Origin of the sequence: Haematobacter missouriensis (assembly GCF_000740775.1) — a bacterium.
GTDB classification, from domain to species: Bacteria; Pseudomonadota; Alphaproteobacteria; order Rhodobacterales; family Rhodobacteraceae; genus Haematobacter; species Haematobacter missouriensis.
Genome location: NZ_JFGS01000062.1, coordinates 1 through 8,940, shown reverse-complemented (window position 1 = coordinate 8,940; position 8,940 = coordinate 1). Strand labels below are relative to the sequence as shown.

Annotated in this window: 13 protein-coding genes and 1 pseudogene; 3 read left to right on the top strand and 11 right to left on the bottom strand. The window is 63.4% G+C overall.

Annotated elements, in window-relative coordinates; all coding sequences use genetic code 11:
• Nucleotides 1-733: 733 nt before the first annotated feature.
• Nucleotides 734-1,144, bottom strand: a complete 411-nt coding sequence (locus CG51_RS18235; protein WP_035747441.1) for an antirestriction protein — start codon at nucleotides 1,142-1,144, stop codon at nucleotides 734-736.
• Nucleotides 1,145-1,308: 164 nt separating this feature from the next.
• Between CG51_RS18235 and CG51_RS18230 the strand changes: the two genes are divergently transcribed.
• Nucleotides 1,309-1,599: a hypothetical protein gene (locus CG51_RS18230; RefSeq protein WP_035747439.1), complete on the top strand. Its 291-nt coding sequence runs from the start codon at nucleotides 1,309-1,311 to the stop codon at nucleotides 1,597-1,599.
• Between the two features lie 33 nt (nucleotides 1,600-1,632).
• Here the strand turns inward: CG51_RS18230 and CG51_RS18225 are convergent, their stop codons facing one another.
• The 9 genes and pseudogenes from CG51_RS18225 to CG51_RS20455 all read right to left on the bottom strand — a co-directional run bounded on the left by CG51_RS18225 (nucleotide 1,633) and on the right by CG51_RS20455 (nucleotide 6,528).
• Nucleotides 1,633-2,274: a hypothetical protein gene (locus tag CG51_RS18225; RefSeq protein WP_035747438.1), complete on the bottom strand. Its 642-nt coding sequence runs from the start codon at nucleotides 2,272-2,274 to the stop codon at nucleotides 1,633-1,635.
• A complete protein-coding gene (locus CG51_RS18220; protein WP_143412898.1) occupies nucleotides 2,274-2,741 on the bottom strand; it encodes a hypothetical protein in 468 nt (155 codons plus the stop codon). The genes CG51_RS18225 and CG51_RS18220 overlap by 1 nt, the downstream gene beginning before the upstream one ends.
• Before the next feature lie 215 nt (nucleotides 2,742-2,956).
• On the bottom strand, nucleotides 2,957-3,373 hold the full coding sequence (locus CG51_RS18215) for a hypothetical protein (protein ID WP_179285855.1): 417 nt from the start codon (nucleotides 3,371-3,373) through the stop codon (nucleotides 2,957-2,959).
• A complete protein-coding gene (locus CG51_RS18210) occupies nucleotides 3,366-3,620 on the bottom strand; it encodes a type II toxin-antitoxin system prevent-host-death family antitoxin (protein ID WP_051930867.1) in 255 nt (84 codons plus the stop codon). The genes CG51_RS18215 and CG51_RS18210 overlap by 8 nt, the downstream gene beginning before the upstream one ends.
• Before the next feature lie 94 nt (nucleotides 3,621-3,714).
• The gene (locus CG51_RS18205) at nucleotides 3,715-4,578 is read right to left on the bottom strand and encodes a DUF7007 domain-containing protein (protein ID WP_035747435.1); all 864 of its coding nucleotides are present in this window, start codon (nucleotides 4,576-4,578) and stop codon (nucleotides 3,715-3,717) included.
• Complete coding sequence (locus CG51_RS18200; RefSeq protein ID WP_035747434.1) at nucleotides 4,575-5,012, bottom strand: hypothetical protein; 438 nt, start codon at nucleotides 5,010-5,012, stop codon at nucleotides 4,575-4,577. The genes CG51_RS18205 and CG51_RS18200 overlap by 4 nt, the downstream gene beginning before the upstream one ends.
• Before the next feature lie 271 nt (nucleotides 5,013-5,283).
• Nucleotides 5,284-5,643, bottom strand: a pseudogene (locus tag CG51_RS18195) (DUF6915 family protein); the annotation flags it as partial.
• An 11-nt stretch (nucleotides 5,644-5,654) separates the two neighbouring features.
• Nucleotides 5,655-6,140, bottom strand: a complete 486-nt coding sequence (locus CG51_RS18190; protein ID WP_051930866.1) for a DUF6878 family protein — start codon at nucleotides 6,138-6,140, stop codon at nucleotides 5,655-5,657.
• 223 nt (nucleotides 6,141-6,363) lie between these two features.
• Nucleotides 6,364-6,528, bottom strand: coding sequence for a hypothetical protein (locus tag CG51_RS20455; RefSeq protein ID WP_169742256.1), 165 nt, complete (start codon nucleotides 6,526-6,528; stop codon nucleotides 6,364-6,366).
• Between the two features lie 571 nt (nucleotides 6,529-7,099).
• Here CG51_RS20455 and CG51_RS18185 point away from each other — a divergent pair.
• On the top strand, nucleotides 7,100-7,708 hold the full coding sequence (locus CG51_RS18185) for a DUF6088 family protein (RefSeq protein WP_035747442.1): 609 nt from the start codon (nucleotides 7,100-7,102) through the stop codon (nucleotides 7,706-7,708).
• On the top strand, nucleotides 7,701-8,738 hold the full coding sequence (locus CG51_RS18180; RefSeq protein WP_035747432.1) for a nucleotidyl transferase AbiEii/AbiGii toxin family protein: 1,038 nt from the start codon (nucleotides 7,701-7,703) through the stop codon (nucleotides 8,736-8,738). The genes CG51_RS18185 and CG51_RS18180 overlap by 8 nt, the downstream gene beginning before the upstream one ends.
• Before the next feature lie 80 nt (nucleotides 8,739-8,818).
• Here the strand turns inward: CG51_RS18180 and CG51_RS19780 are convergent.
• Nucleotides 8,819-8,940: DUF736 family protein (locus CG51_RS19780; protein ID WP_156961365.1), on the bottom strand; the 122-nt coding region annotated here is incomplete at its 5' end.

The window sequence follows — 8,940 nt, the reverse complement described above, 5'->3', positions numbered from 1 at the left end:
CGACGGCCGGCGCAGTCCCGCCCGGGACCGTGACAGCAGAGGCAGGGCTTTCTTGGCTCGCGAGGAATGACGGCACCGTCGGCAGGGGAAGAAAGTTCAACGACGCTGTTGCGCCGAGACGTCGAAGCGCGCCCGCGCGCTGGTCTTCGGCCAGATCAGCCCATCATAGAGGACGCATGCGAGCGGTCCCGTCCCCACCAGAGAGACAGGAGACAGCGGCGATCCTGAAGGAACCGCCAGGAAGATCCGACAGGCAATCACAGGCGATGTTCACCCCAGCTGTGAACAGGAGGGCTTGCGCCCTTCCCCGCCGACCTGCCGCCATGGGCAAGGCGCTGCACCAGATCGGATACTGGTCGGGCCGCCGGATCGGCACCTGCCGCCCGAGCGCTCGACCGCGAAGAGGGGCAGGGCACGAAGTGCGATCAGAGCGTGCCGCCGATCTGCGAACCCCACAATCAAAGAGGCCGGAAAGAGGGAAAGAATGATCCATGCACGGTCATAACGACAAGGGGGGGAAAACACCAACCAGAGCCTCGGTCGAATGGCCGCGTCGGCCAGAGGCCAATATGGAGCAAGCGGTCTGTGCCAACCGTATGGCAGAGCGGACGACGCCGGGAACGCAGCAGAAGCGGTGAGTGAGAGCGCGACAGGTGCCAGCCAAAGAGGAATACCCTCCGACGCAAGCGTCGAAGGGTGTAGAGGGCTCATGCAAGCATGACAGGAAAGGGGCTCAGTCGATGGCCTGAAAAATCTCTGCAGCCTCGGGATGATCGCCCGCAAATTCGTACAGCCGCACATAGCCCTCGACCAGCTGGTCGGCGGCATGGTGGAATGAGAGGTGCGAGAAGGCGAACAGGGTTGCGATAATCCCCGCCGCCTCGGCCGAGACCTCGCCCTGCCAGCCATTGCCGCTGCAGGCCATCCGGTAGCGCGCTTTGGAGGTCGGGGCCATGAAGAGCGGCCGCCCGCCCTGCTCATAAAAGTCCCAATGGCCACAACCGTAGTCCAGCGGGCTGAGACTATCCATCATGGCATAGACCATGTTCTCGGCGACAAGCATCCGGGTCGGCCCGAACAGCTCGGGTAAAAAGGTAGGGCGGCGCTCTTCGGCCACCCGGGCAACAGTGGTCATCGTGCTCATGGGATCGAACTCCTCGGAAAGTGAAAACCTCGAGCCCGGCGGCGCTCTCTTGTCTGCCGCCCGGCTCGCAGAGTTCCCGCCCCGCTCTGCCTCTCCCCGGCGCCGGTTGATTTTGTTCGCTATATGTTCTACATTCAGACTCAACCCAGCGAGGGAGATCCACGATGGAACCTGTCCCTCATGCCTTGGCGGCGACACCGCGCCAGATCGCCTATGCCCGCTCGCTCGCCCTCCGGAACAAGACCCTCCTGCCCTGGGAGGTCCAACAGGATCGCCGCAGTCTTAGCACCTGGATCGAGGCGCAGTCGCGGCTGAAACCTCTGGACGATGGCCAACCCACCTCCAAGCAGGTCGCTTTCGCCGAACGGCTTGCGCGGCTTCGGCGGCGGGCCATCCCGGATGAATACTTCCGGGATCGGCAGTTGCTGTCCCGGTGGATCGACAGCAATCGCTGAGCCTTGATCGCGGCCCGGCTGGAAGCCGGTTGATCAGGCTCTCCGCCCGCTTTCCGTGAACGTGTAGCCATTAGCGAGCACCGCCTCATCGACAGCAGCATCGGAAGACAGATACTCGTATTCCTGCTCAAGCTGTCGGTAAAGCCAACGGGCAAGATCGCGCAGCAGGTCAGTGATAGTGCTCTCGGCACCTTCGGTCAGGTCCTGGCCGACCGGGCTTTCGCGTGTGACAGCGATGTCCATGGTGAAGGCATGATAGGTGTTGCTGCGATGCCGGACATCCGCCCGGAGCTGATAGAAGTTGCGGCGCTGGATCTCCAAAAGCCCATCGGCAATCCGATGGAGTTCCCGATCCTTTGGCGCATAGGAGCGAATGGCAGTGGAAGCGCCCTTGCTGAAGGAGTATCGGCCCTCCCATGCCGCCCCATTCCCCTGCGACCAGAACCCAGTGAACCAGATGCAGGGGCTTTCGCTGATCCCGCCGCCCATCAGCCGAGATGTCCGGGTCCGAAGGTGGACCCCAAGGATTTCCGCGATGCGCTGGAAATCCTCATAGACGGCATAATACCACTCGTGATCAAAGGCGCCTTCACGGTACCATGCCCGGGCATTGTCTTTTGCCACTTCCGGCAGTTCATCGAAGCGATAGACCGTCAACTCGACGATAGAAGGCATCACGCGGCCCTCCGCTGCAGAAGCGCCAGTTGTGCGGCGTCACGCCAGAACGGATCGACCAGGCAGCCTTCAGTGGCGGCCGCCTTCCTGCGCAAGAGGCGGGCTTCGGCATGTCTGCCCAAATTGGCGAGATGCTGCGCTTCAGCCCGCTGGCGGCAGGCCAGGGTGACCACCGCCCGCGCTTCAGCATCGCTGGTGGCGGGAAGGCACCAGGTCACGCAACCGTTTGAGACTTCGCCAGCGAGCACCAACCCGTGTTCGGCATCCAGAACCGCGATCAGCTGTGGCGTGAAACGGAGCTCGGGATCATCACCGCAGGCAATGGCGTCGCACGCAAGACGTTCTGAGACCAGCAGCATCGCTGCCGCAAGGCTGTCACAGGTGCCGAGAGAGACACTACGCTCGAAAGCCCACTGCTCGAGATCCGGGTCGAGATAGCGCGCCTCGCCGGTACAGGTGATGGTCATAGGGGTGCGTTGCGCCAGTCGAAGACGGGCAAGGCTCTGATCGGCGAGGATCGGCCCAGCCCGGCGGAACCCGGCAGTGGAAACAGGAAAGGACATCGCGGCAACTCCACGACGGGCGGCGGAAGCCTCTCTCCCACCTCAGAACCCATCGCGGAAAACCACTCCGGCCTCTCGCTCTTGAATCGCCGCGCCGAGCTGCGGCCGCGGCGCATCGACTATTTCAGGCGATCCGTGATCGAGGCTTTCCCGGCCTTCGCCAGAGCAAGCAGACTTGCCCTGATCTGCGCCGCATACGCCGGGCTGAACGCCCCCATGGGCGTGCGGTCTTCCCAGACCCAGGACCGCTCGATGATGTCGGTATTGATCTCGTCGAGCATGACCCATTTGCGGACATGCAGGTCAAGTCCCACACGGCGCGCCTCGATATCCGGCACCTCAACGGCGTGGCGGCTCGCGATGGGCGGCTGCGTGGTGATCGGCAGGATAAACACCACCGTTTCACCATTCGCATTGGCAATGGTCACCGCGATGCAGACGGGTCGCGATTTGCGCCCCTCGGTCTCGCCCTGCAAATCCTGCCGTTTCCACAGGAACGGATATCGGAAGACCTCGCCCGCCTTCGGCTCACTCATTCCCGGCCCCCAGATCGCGCTCCAGCCCGGCAATCATCAGCGCCTTCAGGTCGAGCGGCATCTCATCGAGCAAATGCGCCTGCTGGCTCGCTTCGCCTGCGAGCTTCTGGTACTGGTCCATGCTCATCAGGACGAACTTCGGCTTGCGATGTTTGGTGATCGCGATCGGAGAGCGGATCGCAGCATCGAACAACTCGCTGGTATGCCGCGTGAGGTCGGCGGCCTTGAACTCGGGCAGATGGGGCATTGCGAAATCTCCTTCATACAGAATATACAGATATTTTGCATATTCTGCAAGCCTTTCGCACCTGCCTCGGAGACTCGAAACCTACGGAGCAAAGTCAATCTCCCGGGTCTTTTTCATCGGGCGCGCAATGCCGCGCGGGATCGATCACGAAGCCGAACAGACCGGGCTCATACTCGACTGACGGAACGAGGAAGCAGCGGCGCTCGATACCCGGTCCGCGCTGCCCGCCCAGGGTCGCAGTCGTTTCCACAAAGCCGGGAAAGCGATCCGAATTTACCGCGGCGATCACGATCCGGTCCCCGGCATGGTGGCGCTCGAAGGTCTGGCGATCCCGCTCTCGGGACTCACCAGGCTGAAGGGCGCGACCATGTATGGCCTCCCAGGCCTCTGGCCAGTGATTGCGCAGCGTCTCATCAGCCAGGCGGCGTTCATAACCCGTGAAGAGATCCGGCAAAGCCTGTGCAACCGCTGCCCATTCGGCGTCCTCCTCGTAGAACCCGGAGGAGGATCGCAGCAGCGGATGCACACGGGCATTTTGCTCTGGTGCGAGTTGGAACCCGCCATGCCCGGCGGTGGAATGGCAGAGGACGCCTTCTCCATAGATCGTCGCACCCTGCGATGGACCCCAGGGCGTATTGGCCCGAGAGGCGATCTCACGGCGCCCGAGTGCCACGCGCTCACGTTGGTGTTTGGCACTCTCCGCGACCAGCGCCCGAAACGCGGCCTCATCCGCCACATCGCCGGAATGGCCGTAGAAGTCCCCACGCTTCCATGTGTCCAGCGGGCGAGTAAGTCGCCAGCCCGTCGCCAGGAAATGCCGCCCCTGCCGTGTCGGCACCATGGCGAAGGCGGTGTCGCCGACACGGGCGACCAGCAGGCCGTCGGCGCTGTGCCCAAATTCGATAACGGGCAGATGCCAGGAGGGAGAAGCGGGGGTGATCGGGACCGTGGTGTTCATCCTGCGACCGCCTCCACGGCGTCGATGTCCGTGCCATTCAGAACGGCGTTCAGCCATTCATGCGTGCTGATCCAGCCGATGCTCTTGCGTGCGCCAAGGTCGATGACATGCGCCCCGCCACCGAAAGCCTCGACCCTGGGGCGAGAACAGGTATTGGCATAGTCGAACCCCCAGAGGCCGGTGAGGTTCAGCTCTTCGGCAAGGCGCAGCACGAAGTTGATGACGCCCTCGACGTCGCCCTGATCATCATCATGGATCCAGAGTTGCGAGCCGCTCGGCCCGTCTTGCTGGACAAGATCGAAGCCGTTGAACGCAAGCTCGTCGGCATCCGCCTCTTCGGCGCGCCGGCGGTGGAACAGCGCCATCGCCTTGGCGGCATTCTCAGGCGAACCCGCATCGAGCAGGCAAGAGAAATGGGTGAAATAGTCGGCCATGACAGGCTCCTTGTCAGAAATGGAAAACCCGGCACGAGGCCGGGTCTGATTGGGATTGGGCTGAAGGAATGGGTCAGGTGCCTGGGAATGTGGAAACTGCAGCCGCATGGGCGGCCAGCATCTGGCGGTAGAAACGCCGCCGGGCGAGCCTGAGACCGGAATCCTTGCGGATAGTAGGATGGAAGGCCCGGGCCGCGGCGCGAAGAACTGTGAACGCTGCGGCATCAGGTGAAAGGCCGAGAAGGGGGTAGAACGGATCGGGAGGCGCCGTCGGGGCTGCAGGCAACGGCTCCACTTCGGCCTCGATCTTCGGCGTGCGCCCCATCCAGGGTTCTGGCCGGATCGCGCGTGCCCAGTCGGCGAAGCTCGGGATGTGGCCGAGATCCTCGCGGACATGCTGCTCGCCCACCCATCGCGTCGGGATTACCCGGCCGGAGGAGAGGGTCAGCGTCTTGCCGAACACTGTTTCCAGCAAGAAGATACCTTCGGCATGGTGGCGCAAAGCTCGGTGCCTAAAGTCGGCAAGGATCAGTTTCGAGGCATCGAACCAGGAATGCAGCTCGATGTAATCCTCGACCACGCCACCCCACTTTTTCACCGAGGACAGGGCGTGATGATAGGGATGTGCCATGTTCTCCGCCCTCAGAAGCTGTGGTTGAACTGTTCGGACGAGGTGAACCGCTCGTTGTAGTCGAGCAGGATCGTCCCGGCCTCGGCGTCGAAATGAAACGCGCCGAACGCGCCGTCGCAGTTCTCCCAGCCGCCATGGCTGTCCGAGAGGAGGTCATAGGCGAGGGTCTCGACAGCGTCCGAGAGCGACATGCTGCTGGTCGAAATCTCGCTGATGCCCCAGCTGACCTGTGCGAGGGTGATCGCGGTGTCCGGTATCGGCACTACGGTTTCACCACGGCGGGCATCGATGTCTTCGACCTGCCCACTGTCGCCGGCGCCGTCGAAGGTGACGATGATCTCGGAGATCCCGGCGGCGCGCATGGCCACGAACAGCGTCTCCTTGTTCTGCGCCATTGCGGTGGTGCTGAGCGTCTGATGCGCCAGTTGCGAGGCATCAAACTGCGCCATGGCGACCGCCAGGTTGCCTTCCGGGGTGGCTGCTATCTCGTGGGTCATGGGACTTCTCCTGAGAGCGAAGGGACAGGTGAAGCCGACCGGCGCTCTCTCTGGGACCGGAAGGCTCGCCCTTCCCGGATCCCTCCTCGACCTCACCCGCGCCGGGGTTCATCCCGGCTCCTCCGTGCGGCGCGCGCCACAGGCGGGTGATCGCGCGACCCCGGTGGACGGCGCGGCCCGCCGCGCGCGGGCCGGCCGAAGGGGGGTGAGGCGCTTGCGCGCCTCACTGCCAAGGGTCGATCTCCAGGGCGATGAGCGTCTCATCGCCATCATATTCATCGGCGGGCATGGCGGCATGGCTGCCATCGCCGGCCTGAAACACGACGATCGAGACCATCAGCGTAGCGGCGAGGCTGGCGGCGAAAGCGGTGGCATCCTTCTTGGACATGGGACTGGCTCCTGTCTTTGGAGACGAGGGACCATCCCCCGCTCGACAGGCGCCCGAAGTGTCTGACCGGATCTGCAATCACCCTCGGGCGTTCGGGCCTTTTGTCCGAATCCCCGAGGGCGGCACGCAAAGCGTAAAGCCGACCCTTTACGGGTTGATTTCAAAGAGAAGGATCGGACCAAGGTTTGCGAATGGAAGCGGGGATGGGGCATTGGCTCTGACAGGGGCCTTATCCCGTGACGGCATGCCTCCGCTGCCGCCGGCCTTGGCGCTTCGCTGATCAAGGGTATCGACGTGTTACAGGCCAGATCACAGATCTGCGCCGCGCCGACGATGAATAGGGTGGCTTCCAACGGATGCCTGACAGCCCCCTGGCACTGGGCGCAAGTGCCGAGCCCGGCCCCTTCGCGCCCAGCCGAGCACACCGCTCGCACCGCCCCTGTCCGCGACCGCGATAATCTCAGTCCGCACAAGAGATATAGCTCCGTGCATCGCGCACTTGATTGGAAGAAAAACATAGCCTATTTTCTGACACATGAAGACTGTATCTGCCTCTGTTCCCGATCGGATCATGAAGCGTGTCCGCGCAAGCGGACGCGGCAGCGTCTTCACGCCCAGCGACTTTCTGGACGTGGCAACCCGTGGCGCGGTGGACCAGGCGCTGTCGCGGCTGACCAAGGCCGGAGACCTCCGGCGTCTCGCCCGCGGCCTTTATGATTTCCCGAAGATCCATCCGAAGTTTGGTGCTCTGGCCCCTTCGCCCGACAACGTGGCCAGAGCACTCGCTCGCGAAACCGGATCAAACCTGCAGATTGACGGCCCACAGGCTGCCAACGCGCTCGGCCTCTCGACGCAGGTCGCGGCGCAGAGCCGTTGGCTGACGGATGGGCCTTCGCGCCGTGTTGTGCTCGGGAAGCGGGTGATCGATCTTCGCCATACGTCGCCCAAACATTTGATTGCCCCCGGCAGCCCGGCCGGAACGGTCGTTCAGGCCCTGCGCCATGTAGGTGCTGCACGGGCCTCTGACGTGATGCACGCGGCCAGCCGTCACCTCTCGGCCAGCGACAAGAAGCTCCTCGCCAGGAATGCGACGCAGGCACCGGCGTGGATGCGGGCAACCCTGCTCTCGATTGCCGACCCAAAGCCTTCAGGATCCGGGGTGGGAGCCGCGCTTGGATAAGGTTGCCCGCCTGCCGGCCTCTGACCGTGCCGCTCTCTTTGGGGAAACCGCCGCTGGCCGCGGCGTCGCCAACACGATCATCGAGAAGGACTTCTGGGTTTGCTGGACCCTACGGCGGGTCTTCTCGCTGCCGCCCGGGGAAACCGCGTCACTGGTGTTCAAAGGCGGCACCTCGCTGTCCAAGGCCTATGACGCGATCCGTCGGTTCTCCGAGGATATCGACCTGTCCTTTGACCGGACAGAACTGGGATATGGCGGCGAACGGGACCCTGAGCAGGAAGGGCTTGGAAAGAATAAGGCGGCGAGGCTGATTGCGGATCTGGTGACGGATGTCGAAACGCATGTTGCCGAACGGCTGCTTCCCGCCCTGCAAACGGAATTCGCGCGCCATCTGGGCAATCCCGCCGACGGCGGCTGGTCACTCAAGATAGACCCGAATGACGCGCAGACGGTGAATTTCCACTATCCCCCGGCCTTCGGCGGCACGGATTATGCGGGAATGTCCTACATCACCCCCCGGGTGAAGCTCGAACTCGGGGCGCGCGGAGACCCCTGGCCAACTGAGGCGAAGGTGATCCGGCCCTATGCGGCTGAAGATTACCCTGACTTCTTCGACGCGCCTGACACCAGGGTCACCGTCCTGTCTGCCCGGCGCACCTTCTGGGAAAAGGCGACCGCACTCCATGCCGAGGCCCATCGCCCTGCCGGATCGCCGACACCGCAGTATTTCTCCCGACATTTCTACGATCTGGCCATGCTGCTCGAGACCGAAGAAGGGGCCGCTGCATCGCGCGATTTCGAGCTGTTGGCGCAGGTGGCGCAGCATAAAGCCATCTTCTTCCGTTCGGCATGGGCAAACTATGACCTAGCCAGGCCCGGCACGTTGCGACTTCTGCCCGGCGAGGATCGGATCAAGGATCTGCGAGTAGACTACAGGGCCATGGCGCCCATGATGTTCGATACGAAGCCGCCGACTTTCGATGACATTCTCGCCCGAATCCGGCGTTTTGAGGATGACGTGAACGCCTGATCCGCGGTCCGCCCGAAAGCCGTCGGGCACCGGCAGCGCCAAAGGCCCCGGCCTTTCGACCGGGGCCCTGGTTGGGGGGATTACTCCCCTCGGCGGCTGTTGGGGCGCGACCAGATCAGGCTCGAGCCCTCACCGTCCTCGTCGTCAAAGAGGTTGGCGTAGATCGGGTGCGCGAAGCTCGGATCGTCCAGCTTCAGGCCCA

Excerpts from the sequence above, each read along its gene's own strand:
- CG51_RS18185 (WP_035747442.1), top strand. The coding sequence starts at position 7,100 with ATGAAGCGTGTCCGCGCAAGCGGACGCGGCAGCGTCTTCACGCCCAGC.
- CG51_RS18215 (WP_179285855.1), bottom strand. The coding sequence starts at position 3,373 with ATGAGTGAGCCGAAGGCGGGCGAGGTCTTCCGATATCCGTTCCTGTGG.
- CG51_RS18190 (WP_051930866.1), bottom strand. The coding sequence starts at position 6,140 with ATGACCCACGAGATAGCAGCCACCCCGGAAGGCAACCTGGCGGTCGCC.
- CG51_RS18225 (WP_035747438.1), bottom strand. The coding sequence starts at position 2,274 with ATGCCTTCTATCGTCGAGTTGACGGTCTATCGCTTCGATGAACTGCCG.
- CG51_RS20455 (WP_169742256.1), bottom strand. The coding sequence starts at position 6,528 with ATGTCCAAGAAGGATGCCACCGCTTTCGCCGCCAGCCTCGCCGCTACG.
- CG51_RS18230 (WP_035747439.1), top strand. The coding sequence starts at position 1,309 with ATGGAACCTGTCCCTCATGCCTTGGCGGCGACACCGCGCCAGATCGCC.
- CG51_RS18200 (WP_035747434.1), bottom strand. The coding sequence starts at position 5,012 with ATGGCCGACTATTTCACCCATTTCTCTTGCCTGCTCGATGCGGGTTCG.
- CG51_RS18210 (WP_051930867.1), bottom strand. The coding sequence starts at position 3,620 with ATGCCCCATCTGCCCGAGTTCAAGGCCGCCGACCTCACGCGGCATACC.
- CG51_RS18235 (WP_035747441.1), bottom strand. The coding sequence starts at position 1,144 with ATGAGCACGATGACCACTGTTGCCCGGGTGGCCGAAGAGCGCCGCCCT.
- CG51_RS18205 (WP_035747435.1), bottom strand. The coding sequence starts at position 4,578 with ATGAACACCACGGTCCCGATCACCCCCGCTTCTCCCTCCTGGCATCTG.
- CG51_RS18220 (WP_143412898.1), bottom strand. The coding sequence starts at position 2,741 with ATGACCATCACCTGTACCGGCGAGGCGCGCTATCTCGACCCGGATCTC.